A 23588-nucleotide genomic window follows, 5' to 3' on the forward strand; every position below is an offset into this window, starting at 1 on the left:
CGGGCCTACGCCGCGCTGCGGCGGTAGATCGCGGCGGCGGCCGTCCGTGTCGGCGCCTCGAGCTTGCGCAGGATCGCCGACACGTGCACCGACACGGTCTTCACGCTGATGTAGAGCCGTTCCGCGATCTGGCCGTTGCTGAGTCCTTCGGCGACCAGCCCGAGAACCTGCTCCTCGCGAGCGGTCAGCGCCGAACGTGAAGCATCGCTTGCGAGTCCAGCATCCGTCATCACGGTGCGGGCGCGCGTGGCGAGGCCCTCCGCACCAATCTCCTCGGCGTACGACGCGGCGGCCGCGAGCACCTCGCGTGCTCCGGTGCGCTCGCCGTCGGCCAGGAGCGCCTCGCCGTACCGCACGCGCGCATACGCGCGGATATAGGCGGGTCCTGTCGCGTCGATCGCTGCGGTCCACTCGCCCTCGCCGAGCTCGGCGGCGAACACCGCCGCCCAGAGCGGTGTCACGGGCCAGGCATCGAATCGGGCGAGCACGGCGCGGTACGGCTCGATGTCGGCGTCTTCGCCGCGTTCGCGCAGCGCCGCCACGGCCCGGGCCGCGACCGCGGTCAGCGGCAGCGCGAGGACGCCGCCGGCGGACGTCTCCCACGCCAGGCGGGCCTGGGACAGCGCCTCACGCGCATCGCCGCGGGCGAGCGCCAGCTCTCCCAGGTCGTACGCCATGCCGAATCGCGTCTGGTACTCGTAGGCGCCGAACCGGTCGAGTTCGAGGCGCGCCGCCTCCAACGCCGCCTCGGCGCCGTCGATGCGCCCGCGCCAGATCGCGAGGCAGACCAGCCGCTCCCGGAGGAATGCGGAGTACAGCCCGGGTTCCACCAGTGGGAGCAGTCCGCCGAGCTCCTCGGCCTCGCGCAGGCGTCCGGCGTAGATGTGCGCCTCGATCACGTTGGCTTCGATCATCACGAGGGGGCCGAGGTCCGCGATGTGAGAGCGTCCGTACGCCATCCCCTCTTTCGCCACGGCGACCGCGTCGTCATACCGGCCGACCTGCATGAGGGTGTTCGAGTAGTTGATGTAATAGCGCATCATCGCGCGGACGAACCCCTCCGCGTGCGAGCGCGCCTCCTCGAAGAGCTTCACACCGTCCGGGTCGCCGACACTGGCCCGGCAGGTCGCGGCGATGAGCAGCGCCTGCGCGAGGATCTCGCGCGCGGCCGGGTCTCCCGCGGCGGCTGCCGCCTCGGCGGTCGCGCGTGTCTGGGCGGCGACCTCGGCGCCGCGTGCCTGACGGCCGTTCAGCATGTGGACGCGCGCGGAGCTGAGCAGGAGACCGGCGCGCTGCACGTCGTGGCGCGGGTCGTCGCCGAGGATCGCGAGCGCCTGCTCGATGCTCTCGACACCGTCCGACACTCCCGCCTGGAACTCGATCGTCGCGAGGTCGCCGAGCATCGCCGCGCGCCCGACGACGTCGTCCTCCGGCCACAGGGCGACCGCCTCCCGCGCGAACGCGAGGGCGCGATCGTTGCGGTTCGCCGACACCAGGGCGGCGGAGGTTCGTCGCAGCACCTCGGCCCGCGGCATCGCGCAGATCCTCTCCGGGTCGGGGACCGAGTCCCACAGCTCGAGCACCCGCTCCCCCGCCTCGGCCGCCGTCGACCACGCCGACGCGACGCTCGCGGCGCGCTGCGCCGCGACGCCCGCCGTCAGCGCCCGGTCGGGCACCCGCGCCGCGCGCCAATGGTGGGCGATGTCGGCGAGCACGCGGGCGGAGGGGGCGGAGCTCTCGAGGGCCACGGCGTACGCCGTGTGCAGCCGTGTTCGCTCGGTCGGCAGCAGCTCCGCGTACACCGCCTCCTGCATGAGAGCGTGGCGGAACGCGTACGCATCGTCGCGGATCACGACGACCTGCGCGTCGACGGCGCTGCGCACGGCCTCCTCGAGGGCCGCCTCGCCGCCGTCGAACACGTCGCGGAGGACGGGGTGCGCCACCTCGACCCCGCCGGTGGCCAGCACGCGCGCGAAGCGGCGGGCCTCAGCATCCAGTCGCTCGTATCTCAGCAGGAGGACATCCCGCAGCGATACCGGAAGACGCGCGCCGGAGAAGCTCGCGAGCTCTTCGACGTAGAACGGGATGCCCTCGCTGCGGGCGGCGATGTCGTTCAGCACACCCGGTGCGAGCGTGTCGCCGTGCACGGCGGTGGCGAGCGCGCCGACCTCGGCGGGGCTGAGGCGTGCGAGCGGCCGGTGCGTGAGTAGGCGCGCGCGGTCGAGCTCGGCGAGCACGGGGCGCAGCGGGTGGGCCCGCCCGACGTCGTCGGTGCGATACGAGAGCAGAACGAAGAGGGGCAGCGCCGCCGCCCGGCGCACGAGCCGCGCGGCGATGTCGCACGTGGTGCTGTCGGCCCAGTGGAGGTCCTCGATGATGACGACGAGCCGGTGCGTGCGGGCCAGCTGCGAGAACAGCTCGACCACGACGTCGGCCAGCCGCTCGGCGTCGCCGGGGCTGTCGGCGAGAGCGGGAACGAGCACACCGAGCGCATCGGCGCCGGGGCCTGCGGCCTCGCGCACGGCGTCGACGCCGAGCGCGTCGACGAGGTCGCGCAGGAGGTCCGTGATCGCCGTCAGGGGCGCCGGACCCGAACCCGAGCCGACGCATGCGCCGCGCACGACCACCGCGTCGTCGAGACTTTCGGTGAAGTCCCGCAGGAGTCGGGTCTTGCCCATGCCCGCGTCGCCGGACACGACGACGGCGCGACCTTCCGCGCCGACGGCGTCGACCTCGTCGCGCAGCGCGTCGAGGTCCGCCTGGCGGCCGACGAGGGGCACCCGGCCGATCTGCATACCGCCCATCATCCCACCAGCCCCCCGCGTGAGGCGGTCGCCGCGGATCGGGAGGAATCCCTGTGTACGGGACGTCAGCCGCGGCGGTCCTGCACCTTGCTCTTGATGAACAGCGGCGGCAGGAGCCACGTCGCGAGCGCCGTCACGAGCCATACGATGAGCGTTCCGATGATCCACGCCACCGGGCCGTCGATGCCGATTCCCGCCGCCGGGATGAGCACCGCGATGAGCAGGGCCACGAACGTCGACAGCAGTCCGATGCCGCCGATGAGCGCATTGGCGTGCCGCCGCGTGATCTTGAGCAGCCACGGAGCGAGCACGCTCTGCAGCACCGCGAAGATCACGACGGCGAGCACGATCCCCCACCAGTCGTTCCAATGCAGGTAGAACCCTCCAGGATCAGGTCGGCCACGATGAGGCCGAGCGCCGCCGACACGAGGAAGATCAATGCGCGGATGAGCAGCGTGAGCACGCTCGAAGCCTACTGGCGCAGCATCCGTCCCCCGCGCAGCGCCGCTTCCCTCGGGCTCCTTCGTTGGACTGACGATCGAGGATCGGGTCGTCGAGATCGCGCCGTGAGAAGCCCGAACGCAACGCCTCACCGGTGGTGAATGCCCGTTCCGCCCCAACTCACCAGGCGAGTCGGAAGCGGGTGGCGTCGCGCTCGGTGTCGCCGGATGCCCCGGTCTCGGCGCGAGCTGTCAGTCGTCGGAGCCGAGGGCGGCGAGGCGCGCCTCTTCGTCGGCGGTGATCGCGGACTCGATGATCGGCTCGAGGGCGCCGTCCATCACCTGGTCGAGGTTGTACGCCTTGTAGCCGGTGCGGTGGTCGGCGATGCGGTTCTCGGGGAAGTTGTACGTGCGGATGCGCTCCGAGCGGTCCATGCCGCGGATCTGCGACTTGCGGGCGTCGGATGCCGCGGCCTCGAGCTCCTCCTGCTGCTTGGCGAGGAGGCGTGCCCGCAGCACGCGCATGCCGGCCTCGCGGTTCTGCAGCTGCGACTTCTCGTTCTGCATCGAGACGACGATCCCGGTCGGGACGTGGGTGATGCGCACCGCGGAGTCGGTCGTGTTCACCGACTGACCACCGGGGCCTGACGACCGGAACACGTCGATCTTCAGGTCGTTCGGATCTATGTGGATCTCTTCGGGCTCGTCGACCTCGGGGAACACCAGCACGCCGGTCGTCGAGGTGTGGATGCGGCCCTGCGACTCGGTCGCCGGCACGCGCTGCACGCGGTGCACGCCGCCCTCGTACTTCAGGTGCGCCCACACGCCCTGCGCGGGGTCGGAAGAGGAGCCCTTGATCGCGACCTGGACGTCCTTGTACCCGCCGAGGTCGGACTCGTTGCGCTCGAGCAGCTCGGTCTTCCACCCCTTCGACGCGGCGTACTGAAGGTACATGCGCAGGAGGTCCGCGGCGAACAGCGCCGACTCGGCACCGCCCTCGCCCTGCTTGATCTCCATGATCACGTCGCGCGCGTCATCGGGGTCGCGCGGGATCAGCAGGCGCCGCAGGCGCTCCTGCGCCTCGGCGAGTTTCGCCTCGAGCGCCGGGACCTCCTCGGCGAACGCCTCGTCCTCGCGGGCGAGCTCGCGGGCGGCATCCAGATCATCGGATGCCGCCACCCAGTCCTCGTGGGCCTTGACGATGCGCGACAGCTCGGCGTAGCGCCGGTTCACCCGCTTGGCGCGCGCCGCATCGGCGTGCACCGCGGGGTCCGAGAGCTCCTCCTGGACCGCGCGGTGCTCGTCGATCAGTCCCTTGACTGACTCGAACATCGAGGGTCAGCGGATGCTGTTGTCGTGGTCGTGGCTGCGGCCACCGCCGTGCCCGTTCGCGGGCGCCGGGATCGACTTCTGCATCTGCACCAGGAACTCGACGTTGGACTGCGTCTCCTTGAGCTTGCCGAGCACGACCTCGAGGGCCTGCTGGGGCTCAAGGCCCGCCAGGGCGCGGCGCAGCTTCCAGGTGATCTTGACCTCGTCGGGCGACAGCAGCATCTCTTCGCGGCGCGTGGACGACGCGTTGACGTCGACCGCCGGGAAGATGCGCTTGTCGGCGAGCTGGCGGTTCAAGCGCAGCTCGCTGTTGCCGGTGCCCTTGAACTCCTCGAAGATGACGTCGTCCATCTTGGACCCGGTCTCGACGAGGGCCGTGGCGAGGATCGTGAGCGAGCCGCCGTTCTCGATGTTCCGCGCCGCGCCGAAGAAGCGCTTGGGGGGGTACAGGGCCGACGCGTCGACGCCACCGGTGAGCACGCGGCCGGAGGTCGGCGCCGAGATGTTGTAGGCGCGTCCGAGGCGGGTGATCGAGTCGAGCAGCACGACCACGTCGCGACCGAGCTCGACCAGGCGCTTCGCGCGCTCGATGGCGAGCTCCGCGACCGTCGTGTGGTCCTCGGCGGGACGGTCGAACGTCGAGGCGATGACCTCGCCCTTCACCGTGCGCTGCATGTCGGTGACCTCTTCGGGGCGCTCGTCGACGAGCACGACCATGAGGTGGACCTCGGGGTTGTTGATCGCGATGGCGTTGGCGATCTGCTGGAGCACGATCGTCTTGCCGGCCTTCGGGGGCGCGACGATCAGTCCGCGCTGGCCCTTGCCGATCGGCGCCACGAGGTCGATGATGCGCTGCGTCAGCTTCTCGGGGGCGGTCTCGAGGCGCAGTCGCTCCTGCGGGTACAGCGGCGTGAGCTTGCCGAACTCGACGCGCGCGGCGGCGTCGTCGACCGACAGGCCGTTGATCGCGTCGACCTTGACCAGCGCGTTGTACTTCTGACGGCTGGACTGCTCGCCCTCGCGCGGCTGCTTGATGGCGCCGACGACGGCGTCGCCCTTGCGCAGGTTGTACTTCTTCACCTGGCCGAGCGAGACGTAGACGTCACTCGGGCCGGGAAGGTAGCCGGTGGTGCGCACGAACGCGTAGTTGTCGAGCACGTCGAGGATGCCGGCGATCGGGATGAGGACGTCGTCCTCGCCGATCTCGGTCTCGAACTCGTCACCGGTCGCCTGGCCGCTGCGGCGCTTGTTGCGCTGACGACCGCGGCCGTTCCCCTGGGCCGGCTGCTCCTCCTCCTGCGCGTCGGCCTTGGCGGGCTCGGCGGCGGGCTGGCTCTGGTTCTGGTTCTGGCCGCCCTGAGCGTTCTGACCGCCCTGAGCGTTCTGGCCGCCCTGGGCGTTCTGTCCGCTCTGAGCGTTCTGGTTCTGCGCGTTGCGGTTGCGGCTCCGGCTGCGGCTGCGGCTGCGGCTGCGGGACGGCGTCTCGGCGCCCTCGGCCTCCGCCGCCTGCTCGGTGCCCTCGCCCTCGGCGGGAGCCTCTGCGTCGGCGGCAGGTGCCTCAGCGGGGACGGATGCCTCCTCCGCGACCTGCTCGCCGGCCTCGGCGGGTGCGGCCTCGGGCGCTGCGGCCTCGGCGGGCGCGTCGGCCTTGGCGGGCTCGGCGGGCGCTTCCGCGGCGGGCTCGACCGGCGCGACGTCGGTGCTCTTGGCGCGGCGCGGCGCGCGCTTGCGCGGGGCCTTGGCCGGCGCGGCCGGAGCTTCGGCGGGCGCCTCCGCGGCGGCCTCCGATGCGACGGCGTCGGCGACGACCTCCTCGGCCACGACCTCGGCGACGACGGCCTCGGCGACCGCTTCCTCGGCGACGGCGTCCGCGACCGCGGCCTCGGCGACGGCCTCTTCGGCGATCGCGTCGGCGATGATCGCCTCGGCAACGGCCTCCTCGGCCGCTTCTTCGGCGGCCTCGGCGGCCGCGGGGTCGCCCGACTCCTCGGCGACGATCGCCTCGGCGACCGCCTCCTCGGCGACGGCTTCGGCGGCGAGGGCCTCGACGACGGCCTCGTCGGCGACGGCGTCCGCCGCCTCGGCGACTTCGACGGCCTCTTCGGCGACTTCCTCGGCCACGACGGCCTCGATCACGGCTTCCTCAGCCACGGCTTCGGCCGAGGCCTCGATGCTGTCGACGTTCAGCTCGCCCTCGGGCGCTTCCGCGCGCTCGTCGGCCGGAACGTCGGCGTGGATCTCGGAGATGGACTCCACGAGTTCTCCCTTGTGAAAAACGAACGATTGTGCACGATCGCACGGCGCTGCCGGGTGGCGTCTGCCTGTTTCGAACAGTTGTCACGCCTGTCGAAACACCCGCCGACGGGGTGAGGGACCGCGAGGGTGCTCAGCGGACGTCGGCAGGTCAGAATGCCGTGCGGTGGTTTCGCAGATTTGCGACGGAGGCCAGATTCACGTCTTACGTGGAACCCTCCGCGTACTCCCTCACTGTACCACCCTTGAAGTCGACGGCGAGCATGAGCGCCTCCCACGGGGTGTCGGTCGCCGCCGCGGCGAGAGCGGCCGCTTCAAGGCGCCGCCCCGGGCCGTCGGCGAGCACGAGCACGCTCGGTCCCGCCCCCGACACGACGGCCGCGAAGCCCGCGGCGCGGAGGGCACGCACCAGACCGTCGGTCTCGGGCATCGCGCTCGCACGGTAGTTCTGGTGCAGCTTGTCCTCCGTGGCCGCCTGCAGCAGTTCGGGGCTCTGCGTGAGCGCCGCGATCAGCAATGCGGAGCGCGAGACGTTGAAGACCGCGTCCTCCCGCGGCACGTGCATCGGCTGGAGGCTCCGCGCGAGCTTCGTCGACATCGTGAACGACGGCACGAAGACGAGCGGCGACACGCCGCGGTGCACGAGCAGCTTCTTGTGCTGCGGACCGTCCTCGTCGACCCACGCGATGGTGAGGCCGCCGAACAGCGCGGGTGCGACGTTGTCGGGGTGCCCCTCGAGCTCTGTCGCGAGGCCGAGCAGCGCGTCGGGCCCGAACTCGACGTCGCCCTCCAGCAGGCCTTTGGCCGCCAGGAGGCCGGAGACGACGGCCGCGCCCGACGAACCGAGGCCGCGCCCGTGCGGGATCACGTTCTTGGCGACCAGGCGGAGTCCCGGCATCCGTCGCCCGACCGATTCGTAGGCATAGGCGATCGCGCGCACCACGAGGTGCGACGCGTCGCGCGGCACGTCGGCGGCACCCGCCCCTTCGACCTCGATCTCGAGCTCGCCCTCGGGCAGCGACGTGACGTCGAGCTCGTCGTACACGCTCAGCGCGAGGCCGAGGGTGTCGAACCCGGGTCCGAGGTTGGCGCTCGTCGCGGGCACCCGCACCACCACCCGGCGGCCCGGCGCCGGGGCGACGGCTGCGTTCACGCGGTCGCCGCCGCGGGTGCCAGCTCGAGGACGGACGCCACCTCCGACGTCGTGGCGTCGACCACAGTGGGCTCGACCTCCGAGCCGTCGGCGTTGCGCAGCGCCCAGTGCGGGTCCTTGAGGCCGTGGCCGGTCACGGTGAGCACGACACGCGCACCCTGCGGCACGATGCCGGCCTCGACGCGGTCGAGCAGGCCCGCGACGCTGATCGCCGACGCGGGCTCGACGAAAATGCCGACCTCGCCCGCGAGGAGCTTCTGCGCCGCCAGGATGCGGTCGTCGTCGATGGCGCCGAAGTACCCGTCGGTCGCCGCGCGGGCCTCGAGCGCGAGATCCCACGAGGCCGGGTTGCCGATGCGGATGGCGCTGGCGACCGTCTCGGGGTGCTTGACGACCTCGCCGCGCACCAGCGGCGCGGAGCCCTCGGCCTGGAAGCCGAACATGCGCGGCACGCGGGTCGAGACCCCGGCCTCCGCCTCTTCGCGGTAGCCGCGGGTGTAGGCGGTGTAGTTGCCGGCGTTGCCGACGGGGATGAAGTGGAAGTCAGGGGCGTCGCCGAGCTGCTCGACGACCTCGTACGCGGCGGTCTTCTGACCGTCGATGCGGTCGGGGTTGACCGAGTTGACGAGATGCACGGGGTAGTTGTCGGCGAGCTCGCGCGCGATCTCGAGGCAGTCGTCGAAGTTGCCGCGGATCTGGATGAGACGCCCGTTGTGCGCGACGGCCTGGCTGAGCTTGCCCATCGCGATCTTGCCCTCGGGCACCAGCACCGCCGCGGTGATGCCGGCGTGCGCGGCGTACGCGGCCGCCGAGGCGGAGGTGTTGCCGGTCGAGGCGCAGATGACGGCCTTCGCTCCGTGCTCGATCGCTCGCGAGACGGCGACGGTCATGCCGCGGTCCTTGAACGAGCCGGTGGGGTTCATGCCCTCGAACTTCACCCACACGTCGGTGCCGGTGCGGCGCGACAGCGCCGGCGCGGGCAGGAGCGGCGTGCCGCCCTCGCCGAGGGTGACCACGGTCGAGGCATCCGTGACGCCCAGACGATCTGCGTACTCGCGGAGGACTCCGCGCCAAACGTGTGCCATGTCAGTTCTCCTTCAGAAAAGTCTTCAATTGCCTTCGACACGCAGCACCGAGACGACGCGCTCGACGACGCCGCTCGCGGCGAGACGGTCCACCGTCTCACTCAGGTCCTGCTCGAGAGCCTTGTGCGTGCCGATCACCAGTCGTGCCACGCCGCTGTCGCCGTCGGCCGACTCCACGACCGTCTGCTCGACGGTCGCGATCGACACACGGCCCTCGCTCAGGATTCCCGCGATCGTGGCCAGCACGCCCGGCTGGTCGTCGACCTCGAGCGTGATCTGGTATCGCGTGGTGACGCGTCCGACCGGGACGATCGGAAGGTTCGCGAGCGTCGACTCGCCCACGCCGACGCCCCCGGCGATGTGGCGGCGCGCCGCCGAGACGACGTCGCCGAGCACGGCCGAGGCGGTCTGCACGCCGCCGGCGCCCGCGCCGTAGAACATGAGGTTGCCGGCCGCCTCGGCCTGCACGAACACCGCGTTGTTCGCGCCGTGCACGCTCGCGAGCGGGTGCGCGCGGTCGATGAGGGCCGGGTAGACGCGCACCGAGATGGATTCACCGGATGCCTCGGTCAGGCGCTCGCACACGGCGAGCAGCTTGATGACGTACCCGGCGTGGCGCGCGGCATCCATCATCGACTTGTCGATCGAGGTGATGCCCTCGCGGTGCACGGCATCGAGGGGCACCGTGGTGTGGAAGGCGAGGCTCGCCAGGATCGCGGCCTTCTGCGCGGCGTCGTAGCCCTCGACGTCGGCCGTCGGATCCGCCTCGGCGTAGCCGAGCCGCTGCGCGTCGGCGAGCACGTCGGCGAACTCGGCGCCCTCGGTGTCCATGCGGTCGAGGATGTAGTTCGTCGTGCCGTTGACGATGCCCATGATGCGCTGGACGCGGTCACCGGCGAGAGAGTCGCGCAGCGGACGGATGATCGGGATGGCACCGGCGGCGGCCGCCTCGTAGTAGACCTCGGCGCCCACCTGGTCGGCGGCGTCGAAGATCTCGGGGCCGTGCGTCGCGAGGAGCGCCTTGTTGGCGGTCACGATGTCGGCGCCGGAGTTGATCGCGTGCAGCAGGTACTCGCGGGCCGGCTCGATGCCGCCCATGAGCTCGATGACGATGTCGGAGCCGACGATGAGCGAGTCCGCGTCGGTCGTGAAGAGCTCGCGCGGCAGGTCGACGTCGCGCTTCGCGTCGACGTCGCGCACCGCGATGCCCACCAGCTCCAGTCGCGCGCCCGCCCGGTCGGCGAGCTCGTCGGCGTGCTGTCGCAGCAGCGAGGCGACCTGCGAGCCGACGGCTCCGGCTCCCAGCAGTGCGACGCGGAGGCGGCGGTAGTCGGTCATGCGTTCCCTTCCGTCGGTGCGCCGGCGGACTCACGCCCGTCGTGCACGGTGCTGAGGCCGGCGTCACGGGCGAGCAGATCGTCGATCGTCTCCCCGCGCACGATGACGCGTGCCTCTCCCCCGCGAAGCGCCACGACGGGCGGGCGGGGGACGTAGTTGTAGTTGCTCGAGAGCGAGAAGCAGTAGGCGCCGGTGGCGGGGACCGCCAGCAGGTCGCCGGGCGAGACGTCGCCCGGCAGATACTCGGCGTCGACCACGACGTCCCCGGACTCGCAGTGCTTGCCGACGACCCGGGCGAGGACGGGCTCGACATCACTCGTGCGCGACGCGATGCGGGCCGAGAACTGGGCGCCGTACAGAGCCGGGCGCGCGTTGTCGCTCATGCCGCCGTCGACGCTCACGTAAAGGCGCGTGTCGCCGCTTTCGAGCGCCACCGGCTTGGTCGTGCCGACCTCGTACAGCGTCACCCCCGCGCGGCCGACGATGGCGCGGCCGGGCTCGAATGCGAGATTCGGAACCGGGATGCCGCGCACCTCGCACTGCCGCGCGACGGCCTCCGCGATACCCAGGGCCAGCGCCTCGATCGGCGTCGGGTCATCGGCGGACGTGTAGGCGATGCCGAAGCCGCCACCCAGGTTCAGCACGGGCAGTTCGCCGCCCTCGCGGAGCTCGGCGTGCAGCTCCACGAGGCGGGAGGCGGACTCCTCGAACCCGGCGGTGCCGAAGATCTGCGAGCCGATGTGGCAGTGCAGACCCACGAACTCGAGCCCGGGGAGCTCGCGGATGCGGGCGGCAGCGGCCGGGGCATCCGTCAGGGTGAAGCCGAATTTCTGGTCTTCGTGGGCCGTCGCGAGGAAATCGTGCGTCTCGGCGTGCACGCCGCTGTTGACCCGCAGCAGCACGGCCTGGCTGGCTCCGCGGCGCTCGACGATCGCGGCGAGGCGCTCGATCTCTATGAGGCTGTCGATGACGATCGAGCCGATTCCTGCCTCGACGGCGCGCTCGAGCTCGGCCACGGACTTGTTGTTGCCGTGGAAGCCCAGGCGCGCCGGGTCGGCTCCCGCCGCGAGGGCGACGGCGAGCTCGCCGCCGCTGCACACGTCGACCGCGAGTCCTTCCTCCGTGACCCAGCGCACGACCTCGGTGCTGAGGAACGCCTTGCCGGCGTAGTAGACGCGAGCCTGCACCCCGTGCAGCGCCGCCGCCGCGCGGAAGGCGTCGAGGGTGCGGCGGGCGGTCGCACGCACCTCGTCCTCGTCGACGACGTAGAGAGGAGTCCCGAACCGCTCGCGCAGCGCGGTCGCGGGGATGCCGCCGAGCTCGAGCACGCCGTCGGCGTCACGGGTCGCGGCCGCCGGCCACACCGCGGAGGGGAGCCCGTTCGCGTCGGCGGGGCGTTCGAGCCACACGGGAGCGACGGAACGGGTATGCGGGTCGGCGGACACGGGGACCAATCGGTGGGAGCTTCGACGCTGGCCGTCCGGGAGTCCGGGGGCGGCTCTGCCAGGCCGGAAGGGTCACGTGCCTGGCGGTGGTAGCAGTCTATGGCACGCGGCTGCGGGCCCCCGCGCCGTATGACGCCCGACCCATCTCAGGCGCAGGTGCCGTTCTCCTGGAGCGCGGGATCGGTGGCGATGGCCCCGTCGACGTCGAAGTCGGCGACCAGGACGTCACCGGTCACCTCGACGGAGGTGAGCGTGACGCCTGCCGGCAGGTACTGCGCGACACACACGTCCCAGTCGCGCACCACGCCGTCGGCGAGTCGGCCGAACGTCTTCTGCACCTGTGCCGCCGACACCTCGGCGCCGCCGAGCTGCAGCGACGCGGGCGTGAGCACGAGGTCTCCCTGATCGGCCGACGGGGTGAGCGCCGCACCGACCGGGACGGTCGCGCCGAACAGCGTGAGGTCGACCTCCATGGTGACGTTGGGCGCCGCCAGCCCGAGGCTGTCGACGGGGAAGCCGTCGACGTTGGACATCAGTGCGCGCAGCTGCTGCTCGTCGAGCACCACCGTCGCGTCCGCGTTCGCGATGGCGCCGTCACGGACGGACACGCCGTGCGCGACGACCGAGACGTCTCCCGTCACCTGCGCGTCGGACCCCTGGCCGCCGATCGTGACGTCATAGGACGAGATCGTCAGCTCGGTCAGCGTGCCGGCGATGAGCTGCGGGAGCACGGCGCCTTCGATCCCGACGTCGATCTGCTGATCCGCCGGCAGCGAGAGCTGAGTGCGCACCTGGTCCTGCACGATGCCGGTCACGATCTGGCGGGCGATCGCCTCGGCCGCGAACCACGCGGCCACCGCGAGCACCGCGACGATCGCGAACGCCACGACCCACGGCCACACGCGGCGCGAACGCCGCGGTGTCGCCGGCACCATGCCGTCGGGAAGGGGTTCGGTGACCTGCGTGTCGCCTGCGGCCATGTCTACATCCGTTCCGGTGCGGTGACGCCGAGAAGATCGAGCCCGTTGCGCAGCACCTGACCGGTGGCGTCGTTGAGCCACAGTCGGGTGCGGTGCACCGGCTCGACGGGCTCGTCGCCGAGCGGGATGACGCGGCAGTTGTCGTACCAGCGGTGGTAGAGCCCGGCGAGCTCCTCGAGGTAGCGGGCCACGCGATGCGGCTCGCGCACCTCGGCGGCGAACGCGACGATGCGCGGGAACTCCTGAAGCGCGCCGAGGAGCGCCGACTCGGTCTCGTGCGTCAGCAGCTCGGGGGCGAACTCGGAGCGGTCGACGCCCGAAGCGTGGGCGTTGCGGGCCACGTTGTGCGTACGCGCGTGGGCGTACTGCACGTAGAAGACCGGGTTGTCGTTGGTGCGCTTGCGGAGGATCTCGGGGTCGAGCGTCAGGGGCGAGTCCGCGGGGTACCGCGCGAGCGAGTAGCGCAGCGCATCGGTGCCGATCCACTCGCGCAGGTCGTCGAGCTCGATGATGTTGCCCGCGCGCTTGGACAGCCGCGCACCGTTGACGGAGACGAGCTGCCCGATGAGCACCTCGATGTCCTTCTCGGGGTCGTCGCCGGCGGCACCTGCGAGCGCCTTGAGACGGTGCACGTAGCCGTGGTGATCGGCGCCGAGCAGGTAGATCTTGTGCGCGAAGCCGCGGTCGCCCTTGTTGAGGTAGTACGCGGCGTCGGCGGCGAAGTAGGTGTATTCGCCGTTGGAGCGGCGGATGACGCGATCCTTGTCGTCCCCGAAGTCGGTGGTGCGCACCCACACCGCACCGTCCTCGTCGAACACGTGGCCCTGCTCGCGCAGGCGGTCGACCGCCTCGTCGACCAGGCTGGGCTCGCCGTTCGCGCCCTTCGCGTGGAGCGTGCGCTCGCTGAAGAACACGTCGAAGTGCACGTTGAACTTCTCGAGCGACGCCTGCAGGTCGCCGAGCTGCAGCTCGTACGCCCGGTCGCGGGCGGTCAGCAGCTGCTCGTCCTCGGGGAGCGAGAGCAGGTCGGGCACCCCCGAGACGACGCGCTGCGCAAGGTCGTCGATGTACGAACCCGGGTAGCCGTCCTCAGGCGTCGGCTCGCCCTTGGCTGCGGCCAGCACCGAACGGCCGAAGCGATCCATCTGCGCGCCGGCGTCGTTGACGTAGAACTCGCGGACGAGCGTCGCGCCGCTGGCGAGCAGCAGGCGCGCCATCGAGTCGCCGAGCGCCGCCCAGCGGGTGTGGCCGATGTGCATCGGCCCGGTCGGGTTCGCGCTCACGAACTCGAGGTTGATGGTGTTGCCGCGCTGCGACTCGTTCGTCCCGAACGCCGCGCCCGCGTCGACGATGGTCTTCGCGAGCGCGCCCGCGGCCGCAGCATCCAATCGGATGTTGATGAAGCCGGGTCCGGCGACCTCGACGTCGGCGACGCCGTCGACCTGTGCAAGCCCTGCCGCGATGTCGGTGGCGAACTCGCGGGGATTCGCGCCGACGGCCTTCGCGAGCTTGAGCGCCGCGTTCGAGGCCCAGTCGCCGTGATCGCGGTTCTTCGGCCGCTCGAGCGGCAGATCGGCGGCGGTGAGACCCTCGGCAGCACCGGGTCGTCGCGCCTCCGCGAGCGGGGCGACGACGGCGAGCAGGGCGGCGGAGAGGGCTTCGGGGTTCATAGCCCGTCAAGTCTACGGGCGCCGCCTGCGCGGCCCTTGCCCGGGTCAGGAGATCTGCACCAGTGCGCCGAAGTCGTCGGCGGCGGGATCGGAGGCCTCCGGCAGCACCTCGGGCAGAGTGTCGAGCCCGTCGAGGGTCGCGGCCTCGGGGACCACCCACGCGTCGACGCGCAGGCGCTTGAGGCCCACGTAGCCACCGTGGTAGCTGAGGAACGCGCAGTCCGCGGCATCGCGACCCGTGGCGATGCGCACGAGCGAGTTGCGGTTCGAGAGCCGCGTGGCGTCGATGACATACCAGGCGCCGTCGAGGTACGCCTCGGCGACGGCGTGGAAGTCCATCGGGCGCAGCCCCGGCGCGAAGCACGCGGCGTAGCGGGCGGGCATGTCCATGGCGCGCAGCAGCGCGATGACGACGTGCGCGTAGTCACGGCACACGCCCTGGCCGGTCATCAGCGTCGTGACCGCGCTGTCGGTGCCCTGGCTGAGGCCGGGAGTGTACGTGGTGCTCGTCGAGACGAACTCCGAGACCGCGGCGATGAGGTCGTGGCCGGACAGCCCCTTGAACTGGCGACGCGCCTGCTGGAACACCTCGTCGGACTGCGCGTAGCGGCTCGGGCGAAGATACGTGATGGCCTCGAGGTCGCTCGTGCGGTTGCTCGCGGCCTGCCCGTCGACGGTCGCCTCGTAGCGGATCTCAAGGTGACCGGGCTCGCCCGTGAGGCGGTGCAGACGGCTGCCGGACTGGTCGACGATCTCGGTCGGCGTGTACACGCGATCGCCCTGCGTGAACGTCAGCTGCTCGCTCGAGATCGGCACCGCCTGAGCGGCTGCGATCTGGAAGATGAGGTCGACGGATGCCCCCAATTCGAGGTCCATCTCAGCGGTCACGACGCGTTGCACCGAAGTATCCTCGCATGCCGTGCGGACAGGATCGCGCGGGGTTGACACGCACTTGCTGGGAGTGCCCTGCAAGCGGTTCCCACCCTCAGGATCTGCCCCCTGATTTCCCCAGTTCACACCCCGTGAACGGACCTCGCCGACGCATGACATACCCTCTCTACATGCACCCGCCCGGCCGCACCCGAGCACGGCGGCCGTGGCTCCCTCTGGCGGGCGCCGCGCTGGCCGTCGCTGCGGTGTGCGCGGTGGCCGTCCTCCGCCCCTGGGGGGCGCCCGAACCGGTGGCTCCCGCAGCGGTCGCCAAGGGCGAGGCCGCGGTCGCAGCATCCGTCCCTCCGGCTCCGCTCGTGCTGGAAGAGGGCGCGCGCGTGCTCGTCTTCGGAGACTCGTGGGTGTATGGCTCGGCGGCGACCGTGCCGACGCTCGGCTTCGCGTACCTGCTGGCGGACGAGCTCGGCGTCGAGACCGTCGTGAACGGCGTGCGCGGCAGCGGCTACCTCAAGCCGGGCCTCGACGGACCCGCGTACGGCGAGCGCATCGACGCGCTGGACCCGGCGCTCGACCCCGACCTCATCATCGTCGAGGGGTCGATCAACGACCGCAGGCTCTATCCGACCGGATATCGGGATGCTGTCACCGCCGCGTGGGACGCCCTTCAGGCCCGCTACCCCGACGCCGACATCGTGATCCTGGGCCCGTCGCCGCAGGTTCTGCCCGTGCAGGATGCGACGCGCGAGATCGACGCCGACCTCAGCGAGCTCGCCGGCGCGCGAGGCTGGTGGTACATCTCCCCCATCGCGGAGGACTGGATCACCGACGCCAACTACCTCGATGTCATCGATACGGGCCCCATCGGGCGCGACCATCCCTCGACGAACGGCCACGCCTACCTCGCCGACCGCGTCGCGACCGCGATCGAGCGTATGGAGCAGCAGCCGGCGATCGTCGCCGACGCGCCCCTCGACGACACTCCCCCGACCCCCTGACGTGGCAGGGCCGGCGGCGTCCGGATGGTAGTCTCAATCGGCACGCCTCCGTAGCTCAGGGGATAGAGCGTTGGTTTCCGGTACCAAAGGTCGCAGGTTCGATTCCTGTCGGGGGCACCAGTCGGGACAAGGGATCGAGAGTCATCAGGACTCTCGATCCCTTTCTCGTGACAACACTTTGACAACATCTGTGGCGCGCTTGGCGCGATCGAGAGCAGCCGCAACGGCGTCCAGATCGTCGTCGAAGAGGTCCGCATAGACGTCGAGTGTCATCGCGGCCGACGCGTGTCCGAGCATCCGCTGCACCGCTTTCACGTGCGCACCGCTGCTGACGGGTGCACCGCTTTCAGGACGCCGAGTACGCGGCACTGACGCTGCAGCTACGCGCTCCGCGCGACCACCGACTCCGCCATCGTCGGCCCCGACGTCGACGCCGCCGGTCTCCACGTAGGACTCACGCGCGGACGACACCGCAACGAGGCCATCGCGATCGGTCGATCGGACGCGGCGGCGTGCCAGCAATTCGCCGACACGACGCTCCGCGGGACCACAGAGGTCACCATCAACGACTCGGTCCGAGCCGTGGAAGCCGAACTGCGTCGGGCTGCACGAATCCAAGCGGCGCAGCCAGCCGCCCCATTTATGTACGGTTCGAATACCCGCGGGATCTCTCTATAGATCGCGATCCCCACTCAACGCTCGTGCCCCACGTCGAACGTGCACCTGCGTGCGCTGCAGTCTCTTTGTCGCTGGCGTCTGACTCTTGGCGAGCACGCCGCTCCGACGATCTCAGTGATCGCGGGCCCGTTCGGTCCGTCGACACGGCGGCAAACGAGATTAGGGGCAGGCGCGAGAAGGGAGCCTCCACCGTGCATTTCATCGGCCTGGCTATCCGATGCGCAGCTATCCCAGGTCCGATTGCATCGCCTCCAACCGCGACAACTCACGCACCACCGCTAAGCGAACACAGGCGAGAGGAACCGACGCTCGTAGCGGCGGATACACCCGGTTCGTCGTGCAAGCTCGAATGCCTCCTGACACTCCGGGTCCGTCTTCGAAGCGTTCCGGTAGACCTCATACTCGGCCAGCGACGGAAAGGTGAACAACGCGAACGCTTCGTCGCTGTCGCCCTCGCTGGGCATGAAGTAGCCGTGGTGGATTCCGCCGAGCTTGTTGACGAGGTGGATCCACGCCCGGCCGTATTCGGTGAAGTCGTCGAGCTTGTCGGGATCGATCTCATAGCGAAGATGAACAGTGATCATCGAGGGTCCTTTGCGATCAGGCGCTTCGGCGAGTCTTGCCGATGAGGAGGCTGCCCGACGACGATCGCGGTCCCGTGTGCAAAGAGTGGCAGAGAGCGCTCGGAAAGCTGGCAGAGCGAAGAGCGCTGAGCGACCGCGTCTGGAGCGTTGTTGTTCTCAGATGGGTGGCCAGCTCTCGAGTTCCGCGGTGAGCTGCTCCAGATACGCGGGTGGCCCCGCCTCCGCGAACCAGAGCCACAGTTCGGCGGCGTGGATCGGGAGCCACTCCCTGACCTTCACGGGGTCCGCGCCGTACCGCTCGACGAGGCGATCGAATGATCGGGGGTCTTTCCGTGACGCGGCCCATGCTGCGCGGGAAAGCTCCCTGATCGGATCTCCCAGGTGGGCTCGCTCCCAGTCGACGATCGCCGTGATTTTGCCGTCGATGGCCAGCAGGTTGGCATCGGTCCAGTCGCCGTGGCAGAACGTGAGGCGTTCAGTACGCGGAACTCGCAAAGGCAACGGCGGGCCCGGGGCGTCAGAGTAACGGCGAACGATTGACTCGTCGTCTGGGCCAGGCGGTAGCCCGGGTGGTGGCTGCAGGTCGTGCAGCCGGTGGAGCAGCGTCGCCGACGCCTCCAATCCCGTCAGTCTTGCGTCGAGGGTCAGACTATCCAGGCGCTGGCCGGGCATGAGCGTCATGAGGATCGATCCCCGGTCGACTTGGATGAGCTCCGGCACCGGCAGCTCGGTGCAACCGAGCGCCCCAAGGGCGAGAACTTCCGTGTCATGCCGAGCGGGGTCGGTCATCCGCTTCTCGACGACCGGTCGGCCGAGATGCTCAACCAACCGCACATGACCAACCGCGCCTTGCCGCACCCGCTCATTCTTCACCTTCACGACTCCACATCATCAGGTCGCCGATCAACGTGCGGTCGACGGCCCTCCCGCGGTCTGCTTCAGTCGTTAGAGGATCCACTGTGCCTCGATTTCAGCGGGGGCGTGCTTGATTGACCGCCGTGATGTATGAACTCCGGAGCGCAAGGCGGTACCTGGCGTCGAGCGGCACGGCCGATGGCTCGATGAGTGCGCCCTCGACGTGTCGACATCCACTCCACGAGCTGCGCGATGTTGGCGGGCGTGAGGCCGGCTTGGGCAGTAAGTGATTCGAGGATGCCTCGCAGTCTCGCGTTGTCGTCGATCGATAACCCTGTCGAGAGGTATGCCGAGAGAATTGCGACGCGGAGGCTCTCTTCAGCGCCCAGACGCGAGGTCGATGCGCCTTCGCGCGGGGATCGACCGAGCGCTGAACTCACGCGCTAGCTTGGAACAGAGGTACTGCGACGAAGGAGTTGACGATGCCCGAGTCTTCGCATCCGGTAGGACCCTGGGGCAAGTTCGTTGCCCTCTTCCTCGGCATCCCGCCCATCGCGGTGCTGGCCGCCGACGATGACGATGAAGCCGCTGACTCCTCCGCACCCTCGCGGGGAAGTCAGGGCTGACAGGTCTCCGCCGCCGCTCACGAGTCGCCTCTGGCCGTCCCACCACCGCATCGTCCCCGTACCGTCGTCGTACCAACCAGCCTGCGCGTCAGCCACTGCGCACTCCTTCTGCCGATCGTGTTCACAGGCGATCGGTCGCAGTCTCACGGTAGCGGTCGGCAAGACCTCCCCCCGGGCTTGACCGGTTGGATGTTGATACCCGTCGACCGCGCGCTGACGGACCCGTCATCGGTCACGGTCATCCTCGCGCATGAGCGTGGCGCATAGGTTGAGAAGCAGGGTTGCGAGGGCGATCCATTCGCCAGGCGTCAGTGAGTTCATGACCGTTGTACGCCCATAGGTCGCGGTCCGAACACCGTCGGCGACGAAAAGTCAATGACCTCCGTTCCTCCGCGAAAAGTCCGGTGCGCGACCCAACTACCTGGTGGGCAGGTGTGTGCGTAGGGTGATCGCCATGAGTGAAGACGGCTGGCTCGCCTTCCTGTCGGGCGATGGTGTCGACGACTGGGCGATTCTGCACGGCGGTCCGACCGCGGTGTTCAAGGTGGCATCGCTTGGAGACGCTGCGCGTCTGGCGGCAGCGGTGGCCGAAGTGCCTGGGCTCGGGCCGCGCACTCTGCTCACCGCGACGTCCGATCGCCTGACTGTGAAGCTGACTCGCGAGATGTGGGGTACCGAGCGCGACCATCTCGACGTGGCCCGTGCGATCTCCGCGGTTGCGCGCGAGCAGGGGGCCGTCGCCGATCGCAACGCGGTGCAGGAGGTCCAGGTAGCGATTGCGGCGAAGCCGGCGGTGATCGACCTGCCGTTCTGGCGTGCCGTGCTCGGCTACGCGCCGTTACATGAGGACAACTGCATTGATCCGCTCGGTCAAGGTTCCACGGTGTGGATGCAGGATCTCGATCCGTCCAAGTCGCTGCGTCACGCCATGCACATCGATGTGTCCCTCGGGCGGGACCAGATCGAAGCACGTCTTGCCCAGGCCGTCGCGGCGGGGGGACGTATCGTCGACGACTCCGAGGCACCGAGCGCGTGGATCCTGGCGGATCAGTCGGGAAACAAAGTGTGCCTGGCCGCGTGGCCGGATGGTGCGCGCCCCGCGACGGCAGCCAACGCCGACGCAGGGGTTCAGATCTGACGGGTGCCAGGCGACAAACAGACCACCGTGGCGCTCGGTCAGCGACCGGCATCCGTTCTCGTAAGTGATCGAGACGCTTTGCTCGCTGGATCGTTACCCTGGTGCGCGACGCCTGCCCTCGCACAGATCGGACTCCGCGATGTCTCTTAAGCAGTCACCGCTTGCCCAGGACGCCTTCACCGGGAAGCGGGTCACCGCCCCGTGGCTGGCGTACCTCATCACCGTTCTGTGCATCTTCCTCGTGCAGGTGGGCGGACTCGCGGCACTGACCGCTGTGTTCGATCCGAAGGACGGGTCAGCTGAAGGGCAGTGGGTCGAGCTCGGCTCGGATCTACTCATGGCCGGTGCGGTGTTCCTCTGGGTATGGCTGTACGAGCGCCGCAGCATCAAGACGCTCGGATTCCGCAAGCCCGGCACGGGCGTTGTGAAGCTCCTAGTGGGCATCCTCGTGGGAGCGGCGCTGATCTCGGCGCCGATCATGTTCCTGTGGGCGATCGGCGCCTACGAAGTCGTCGACGGTCCGGACGACGCGTTCACCGGGTTGCCGTCTCTCACGCTTGTCGTGGCGCTCGTTGCGGCGTCGATTGTCCAGGGTGGCAGTGAAGAAGTGCTCATCCGCGGGTTCCTCACCCAGAACAACGCGGTTCGCTTCCCCGCCTGGCTGGCCATCCTTCTCCCGGCGTTGCTGTTCACGGTCCTTCACGGCATCTGGCCGTGGCGGCCCCTGCCGTTCATCGTGATCTTCGGCTACGCCGTCTCCGCAGCGCTGATCATGTTCTGGCAGAACTCGCTGTGGCTCATCATCGGGATCCACGCCGGCTGGAACTGGGTCATGGGCAATGTCTGGGGCATCGAGGTCTCCGGGATCGACGCCAAGTCCACCTCGCTGATGTACCTCAGCCCCACGGACGGTGCACCCACCTGGCTGACCGGCGGGGACTTCGGCACCGAAGCCAGCCTGCCCGCCGCCGTCATGGTCATCGCCCTCACGGGCATCTCCTTTCTCCTCTTCCGCCGCGCATCCCGCACCTGGCCCAACACCGCGACGACCGCCTTGGCAACCGACAAGGCGCCGGCTACCGCCTGAGCGCGGGCTCACCCACGCCTTGCATTCGTGCGAAGGCCGCAAGGGGACCCGGTCTCGGGCGATGGTGTTACTCCCAGAACTGCTTGACATGCGGGATTTGTGCGATGAGTTCGTCACCGTCGATCAAGACGCGTGTTTCGTCGATTTCTAGCGCCGGCCACTGCATCACGAAATCGATCGGCCCGGCCGGAGGTGCGGGCCAGAGCCACAGCCGGTCCCGGCCGGTGAACGAACCGCGGCCGCCGCTGGACTCGCTTCCCATGCGCCTCAAGGCGTGTCCTTCGGGCGGTGACATCGGGTCAGCGCCGCCGGCGTATGGTGCGTCATCCAGAACCCGCTCGCCATCACCGAGGACCAGGCCGTAGCGCAGACGGCCCAGGTCGACTCCTCGACCACCGAACGGCGAGTGCTCGGTAAACACGGCAATCGATTCGTTCCACTCGCGCGCGGGCATACCGTTCCTGCGCAGGCGTCGTTCGATACGGAACTCCACCCCATTGCGATAGACGTCTGCGCCGATCAACGCAACCGCAACGTGATGGGTCACAGCTAGCAGCCGAGAGGTGGCAGCGATCGAGGGGATCTCGTCCTCGGGCGTCTGCCACCATGGCGGCGGAGCGAAGTCCTCGTGCTCAGGCTCGGAGATCTCGAGGTCCGTGGGAAAGAACGACATTCCGCCAGAAGACCACACACGCCGTCAGCTCATCAAGTGGTCGTCGGCGGCGGATTCGCATGCCACTCATCGACAGGTCGCGCCCGAGGAGGACCAACCCGAGGCACCCCGACAACAGATGACCAACCCGGCGCGAGGAGCGAGCCACGTCCATACGTCAGACATCCTCATGACTGAATCGTCGACGCTCGCTGGAGGACGCCTCACCGTGCGGATGTGCGCAGCCGTGGTTTCTTGGCCGATGCGATTTACTTCTCTTAACCCTGAGTTCCCAGCCATCGTGCGTGCCTGAGTGGCAGGCCGCGCTTCCGGAACACAGTGCGTGCTGGGAGGTTACGCGGCTCCGCCCGCAAGGTGGGCCGTCTGGCCGGCGATGATGACGTGCATCGCTTGGGATTGCAGGTCGAGCGGGTCGCCGGACCAGATGACGACGTCGGCGTCGGCACCTGGTCGGAGGCTTCCCACCCGGTCTTGCAGGCCGTAGATCTCGGCGGGAGTGCTCGTGATCGCGCGCATGGCGTCCTCACGGCCCAGACCGGCACGGACCGCTACGGCCGCTTGCACGCGCAGGAGATGGATGGGCACTTGCGGGTGATCGGTGATCAGCGCCACCTGGACGCCGGCGGCGGTGAGCGCGGCGGGTGTGGACGCGCGGGAACCTTGCAGTTCCACCTTGGTGCGGGCGGAGAGAGTCGGCCCCACGATCACCGGCAGTCCTCTCTCGGCGATGCGATCGACGAGCTTGTATGCCTCTGTGCCGTGGTTGATCACGAGTCGCAGTCCATATTCCTCCGCAATGCGCAGGGCGGAGGCGATGTCGTCGTGCCGGTGGGCGTGCACGTCCCAGATGAGTTCGCCCTCGAGAAGCCGGACCAGCGTCTCCTGCCCGAGGTCCACGGCGAACGGCGCCCCCTCGGAGGCCGCGATATCCCGGCGGGCGCGGTAGTGCCGTGCGTCCTCTAACGTCTGGCGGATCAGCATCGCGATGCCCATCCGAGTCATCGGTGTCCGGCCGGAACCACCGTGCGCGCTCGTGGGATTCTCCCCGAATGCCGACTTCAGGCTGACCGCGTCGCTGAGGATGCGGTCGTCGACTGTAGGGCCACCAGCGGTCTTCAGCGCCACCGTCTGCCCGCCGAACACGTTGCTGCTGCCAGGTTTGACGATCACGGTCGTGATGCCGCCGTGCAGTGCATCGTCGAAGCCGGGGTCTTCGATGTTGATCGCGTCCAGCGCGCGCAGCCCCGGGAGAACCGGCGCCGAGGACTCATTGGTGTCGTCGCCCGCACCACCGCTGGATTCCTCATGGATCCCCGCGTGCGCGTGCGCTTCTATGAATCCCGGCAGCACCCACCGGCCTGCGGCGTCGATCACCTCCGCATCCGACGGGACGGAGATGTCGGCGCCGACCGCCTCGATGCGGCCGCCGCGCAGCAGCACGGTGCCCTCTTCTATGGGTGCAGAAGCAACCGGGATCACCCGGCCGGAGACGATCGCGAGCGGTGGAGGTTCCAGCGAAGCGGCAGGAGCGGGCATGAGTTCTGTCTACGAGGCACCCCGC

21 protein-coding genes, 1 tRNA gene and 1 pseudogene are annotated in these 23588 nt (G+C 69.6%); 5 read left to right on the plus strand and 18 right to left on the minus strand.

All coding sequences use genetic code 11. The features are described from left to right. Positions 1 to 5: 5 nt before the first annotated feature. From JNB61_RS09400 to JNB61_RS09450, 12 genes are all read right to left on the minus strand, one after another. On the minus strand, positions 6 to 2795 hold the full coding sequence (locus JNB61_RS09400; RefSeq protein WP_220339431.1) for a helix-turn-helix transcriptional regulator: 2790 nt from the start codon (positions 2793 to 2795) through the stop codon (positions 6 to 8). A 74-nt stretch (positions 2796 to 2869) separates the two neighbouring features. After that, positions 2870 to 3151, minus strand: coding sequence for a hypothetical protein (locus JNB61_RS09405; protein ID WP_223214742.1), 282 nt, complete (start codon positions 3149 to 3151; stop codon positions 2870 to 2872). Beyond that, positions 3136 to 3267 carry a hypothetical protein gene (locus JNB61_RS20255; protein WP_262927505.1) on the minus strand — a complete coding sequence of 44 codons (132 nt, stop codon included), beginning with the start codon at positions 3265 to 3267 and terminating at the stop codon, positions 3136 to 3138. Before JNB61_RS20255 ends, JNB61_RS09405 begins: the two co-directional genes overlap by 16 nt. Before the next feature lie 229 nt (positions 3268 to 3496). Then, positions 3497 to 4576: a peptide chain release factor 1 gene (gene prfA, locus JNB61_RS09410; protein ID WP_220339432.1), complete on the minus strand. Its 1080-nt coding sequence runs from the start codon at positions 4574 to 4576 to the stop codon at positions 3497 to 3499. 6 nt (positions 4577 to 4582) lie between these two features. Then, on the minus strand, positions 4583 to 6712 hold the full coding sequence (gene rho, locus JNB61_RS09415; protein ID WP_445299350.1) for a transcription termination factor Rho: 2130 nt from the start codon (positions 6710 to 6712) through the stop codon (positions 4583 to 4585). Between the two features lie 322 nt (positions 6713 to 7034). Further along, positions 7035 to 7982 carry a homoserine kinase gene (gene thrB / locus JNB61_RS09420; protein ID WP_220288121.1) on the minus strand — a complete coding sequence of 316 codons (948 nt, stop codon included), beginning with the start codon at positions 7980 to 7982 and terminating at the stop codon, positions 7035 to 7037. Then, a complete protein-coding gene (thrC, locus tag JNB61_RS09425; RefSeq protein WP_159845338.1) occupies positions 7979 to 9067 on the minus strand; it encodes a threonine synthase in 1089 nt (362 codons plus the stop codon). Before thrC ends, thrB begins: the two co-directional genes overlap by 4 nt. 24 nt (positions 9068 to 9091) lie before the next feature. Then, a complete protein-coding gene (locus JNB61_RS09430; RefSeq protein WP_220288122.1) occupies positions 9092 to 10405 on the minus strand; it encodes a homoserine dehydrogenase in 1314 nt (437 codons plus the stop codon). Next, complete coding sequence (gene lysA / locus JNB61_RS09435; RefSeq protein ID WP_220339433.1) at positions 10402 to 11850, minus strand: diaminopimelate decarboxylase; 1449 nt, start codon at positions 11848 to 11850, stop codon at positions 10402 to 10404. The genes JNB61_RS09430 and lysA overlap by 4 nt, the downstream gene beginning before the upstream one ends. A gap of 146 nt (positions 11851 to 11996) precedes the next feature. Next, the gene (locus tag JNB61_RS09440) at positions 11997 to 12830 is read right to left on the minus strand and encodes an LmeA family phospholipid-binding protein (RefSeq protein ID WP_220339434.1); all 834 of its coding nucleotides are present in this window, start codon (positions 12828 to 12830) and stop codon (positions 11997 to 11999) included. A 2-nt stretch (positions 12831 to 12832) separates the two neighbouring features. Beyond that, positions 12833 to 14500 carry an arginine--tRNA ligase gene (gene argS / locus JNB61_RS09445; RefSeq protein WP_220339435.1) on the minus strand — a complete coding sequence of 556 codons (1668 nt, stop codon included), beginning with the start codon at positions 14498 to 14500 and terminating at the stop codon, positions 12833 to 12835. A gap of 45 nt (positions 14501 to 14545) precedes the next feature. Next, complete coding sequence (locus JNB61_RS09450; RefSeq protein ID WP_308289086.1) at positions 14546 to 15400, minus strand: transglutaminase-like domain-containing protein; 855 nt, start codon at positions 15398 to 15400, stop codon at positions 14546 to 14548. Between the two features lie 161 nt (positions 15401 to 15561). Here JNB61_RS09450 and JNB61_RS09455 point away from each other — a divergent pair, with 161 nt between their 5' ends. Beyond that, positions 15562 to 16386 (plus strand): SGNH/GDSL hydrolase family protein, encoded by an 825-nt coding sequence (locus tag JNB61_RS09455; protein ID WP_223214743.1) that lies wholly within the window; start codon positions 15562 to 15564, stop codon positions 16384 to 16386. A 44-nt stretch (positions 16387 to 16430) separates the two neighbouring features. Beyond that, positions 16431 to 16506: transfer RNA gene (locus tag JNB61_RS09460), tRNA-Arg, on the plus strand. Positions 16507 to 16530: 24 nt separating this feature from the next. Here JNB61_RS09460 and JNB61_RS09465 read toward each other — a convergent pair. The 4 genes and pseudogenes from JNB61_RS09465 to JNB61_RS20640 form a co-directional block, all read right to left on the minus strand. Next, positions 16531 to 16716: pseudogene (locus tag JNB61_RS09465) on the minus strand (site-specific integrase); the annotation flags it as partial. A gap of 626 nt (positions 16717 to 17342) precedes the next feature. Next, positions 17343 to 17648, minus strand: coding sequence for an NIPSNAP family protein (locus JNB61_RS09470; protein ID WP_220339437.1), 306 nt, complete (start codon positions 17646 to 17648; stop codon positions 17343 to 17345). Positions 17649 to 17804: 156 nt separating this feature from the next. Next, positions 17805 to 18527 carry a phosphotransferase family protein gene (locus JNB61_RS09475; protein ID WP_220339438.1) on the minus strand — a complete coding sequence of 241 codons (723 nt, stop codon included), beginning with the start codon at positions 18525 to 18527 and terminating at the stop codon, positions 17805 to 17807. A 59-nt stretch (positions 18528 to 18586) separates the two neighbouring features. Next, the gene (locus tag JNB61_RS20640) at positions 18587 to 18943 is read right to left on the minus strand and encodes an HTH domain-containing protein (protein WP_374226636.1); all 357 of its coding nucleotides are present in this window, start codon (positions 18941 to 18943) and stop codon (positions 18587 to 18589) included. A 42-nt stretch (positions 18944 to 18985) separates the two neighbouring features. Here JNB61_RS20640 and JNB61_RS09480 point away from each other — a divergent pair, with 42 nt between their 5' ends. From JNB61_RS09480 to JNB61_RS09490, 3 genes are all read left to right on the plus strand, one after another. Further along, positions 18986 to 19129, plus strand: a complete 144-nt coding sequence (locus JNB61_RS09480) for a hypothetical protein (RefSeq protein ID WP_220288128.1) — start codon at positions 18986 to 18988, stop codon at positions 19127 to 19129. 454 nt (positions 19130 to 19583) lie between these two features. Continuing rightward, the gene (locus tag JNB61_RS09485) at positions 19584 to 20267 is read left to right on the plus strand and encodes a VOC family protein (RefSeq protein ID WP_220339439.1); all 684 of its coding nucleotides are present in this window, start codon (positions 19584 to 19586) and stop codon (positions 20265 to 20267) included. Positions 20268 to 20406: 139 nt separating this feature from the next. Then, the gene (locus JNB61_RS09490) at positions 20407 to 21354 is read left to right on the plus strand and encodes a CPBP family intramembrane glutamic endopeptidase (RefSeq protein ID WP_220339440.1); all 948 of its coding nucleotides are present in this window, start codon (positions 20407 to 20409) and stop codon (positions 21352 to 21354) included. 67 nt (positions 21355 to 21421) lie between these two features. Here the strand turns inward: JNB61_RS09490 and JNB61_RS09495 are convergent, their stop codons facing one another. Both JNB61_RS09495 and JNB61_RS09500 read right to left on the minus strand, forming a co-directional pair. Further along, positions 21422 to 22027 (minus strand): hypothetical protein, encoded by a 606-nt coding sequence (locus JNB61_RS09495; RefSeq protein ID WP_220339441.1) that lies wholly within the window; start codon positions 22025 to 22027, stop codon positions 21422 to 21424. Between the two features lie 333 nt (positions 22028 to 22360). Then, entirely contained in the window at positions 22361 to 23563 is a 1203-nt protein-coding gene (locus JNB61_RS09500) for an amidohydrolase (protein ID WP_220339442.1), read from the minus strand. Positions 23564 to 23588: the final 25 nt, after the last annotated feature.

The organism is Microbacterium ureisolvens, assembly GCF_019511645.1.
GTDB lineage: Bacteria > Actinomycetota > Actinomycetes > Actinomycetales > Microbacteriaceae > Microbacterium > Microbacterium ureisolvens_A.

What these genes read in the sequence shown, in the direction of transcription:
- JNB61_RS09455 (WP_223214743.1), top strand. Translation starts at nt 15,562, where the DNA reads ATGCACCCGCCCGGCCGCACCCGAGCACGGCGGCCGTGGCTCCCTCTG.
- JNB61_RS09495 (WP_220339441.1), bottom strand. Translation starts at nt 22,027, where the DNA reads ATGTCGTTCTTTCCCACGGACCTCGAGATCTCCGAGCCTGAGCACGAG.
- JNB61_RS09490 (WP_220339440.1), top strand. Translation starts at nt 20,407, where the DNA reads ATGTCTCTTAAGCAGTCACCGCTTGCCCAGGACGCCTTCACCGGGAAG.
- thrC (WP_159845338.1), bottom strand. Translation starts at nt 9,067, where the DNA reads ATGGCACACGTTTGGCGCGGAGTCCTCCGCGAGTACGCAGATCGTCTG.
- JNB61_RS09440 (WP_220339434.1), bottom strand. Translation starts at nt 12,830, where the DNA reads ATGGCCGCAGGCGACACGCAGGTCACCGAACCCCTTCCCGACGGCATG.
- JNB61_RS09470 (WP_220339437.1), bottom strand. Translation starts at nt 17,648, where the DNA reads ATGATCACTGTTCATCTTCGCTATGAGATCGATCCCGACAAGCTCGAC.
- JNB61_RS09430 (WP_220288122.1), bottom strand. Translation starts at nt 10,405, where the DNA reads ATGACCGACTACCGCCGCCTCCGCGTCGCACTGCTGGGAGCCGGAGCC.
- JNB61_RS09400 (WP_220339431.1), bottom strand. Translation starts at nt 2,795, where the DNA reads ATGCAGATCGGCCGGGTGCCCCTCGTCGGCCGCCAGGCGGACCTCGAC.
- argS (WP_220339435.1), bottom strand. Translation starts at nt 14,500, where the DNA reads ATGAACCCCGAAGCCCTCTCCGCCGCCCTGCTCGCCGTCGTCGCCCCG.
- prfA (WP_220339432.1), bottom strand. Translation starts at nt 4,576, where the DNA reads ATGTTCGAGTCAGTCAAGGGACTGATCGACGAGCACCGCGCGGTCCAG.
- JNB61_RS09485 (WP_220339439.1), top strand. Translation starts at nt 19,584, where the DNA reads ATGAGTGAAGACGGCTGGCTCGCCTTCCTGTCGGGCGATGGTGTCGAC.
- JNB61_RS09480 (WP_220288128.1), top strand. Translation starts at nt 18,986, where the DNA reads ATGCCCGAGTCTTCGCATCCGGTAGGACCCTGGGGCAAGTTCGTTGCC.
- JNB61_RS09500 (WP_220339442.1), bottom strand. Translation starts at nt 23,563, where the DNA reads ATGCCCGCTCCTGCCGCTTCGCTGGAACCTCCACCGCTCGCGATCGTC.